Source organism: Amycolatopsis sp. SID8362, from assembly GCF_010550475.1.
Lineage (GTDB): Bacteria > Actinomycetota > Actinomycetes > Mycobacteriales > Pseudonocardiaceae > Amycolatopsis > Amycolatopsis eburnea.
This window is the reverse complement of the sequence record NZ_JAAGNB010000614.1, coordinates 1-456: the sequence shown is the minus strand read 5'-3', so window position 1 is coordinate 456 and position 456 is coordinate 1. Positions and strand designations below refer to the sequence as shown.

The following is a 456-nucleotide window of genomic DNA, read 5'->3' as shown; positions in this document are numbered from 1 at the left end:
AGGTCGAACAGCGCGTAGTCGCGCGGCGAAACGGTGGCCAGCTGCCGGGTGAACGCGGCGACGTCGGTCACCTTCGGCACGCTCCGGCTGTCCAGCGTGGCGTCCAGGCCCGCGACCGTGCCGGTGGACCGGGCGGCCGCCAGCACCGCCGCCGGGTTCGCGACCGGCGTCAGCTGAGCGCCGGCGAGCGCGGTGATCACGGAGACCACCGGGACGTCGTGGTCCGGATCGGTGGCCGAGACCAGCCGCGCGGTCAGCGTCAGCGGGACGTCGCCCGAGGCGTCCGGCTCGACGTCCACGACCAGCGGACCCATCGGCGCGGTGCTGACGAACACCGTGCCGTCGGCGCCCGGCTCGACCGTGCGCAGGCCGCACGCCTTGAGCAGCCACGCCCCGGCCGGGTCCGCCGAGCGCGGTTGCGGCACGAGGTTCGGGTCCTTGAGCTTGCCCGCCGCG

At 75.7% G+C, this 456-nt stretch carries 1 protein-coding gene; it reads right to left on the bottom strand.

The annotated features are described in order from the left end of the window. A partial coding sequence (locus G3I65_RS18920) for a hypothetical protein (RefSeq protein ID WP_160697287.1) occupies nt 1-456 on the bottom strand: 456 nt, incomplete at both ends.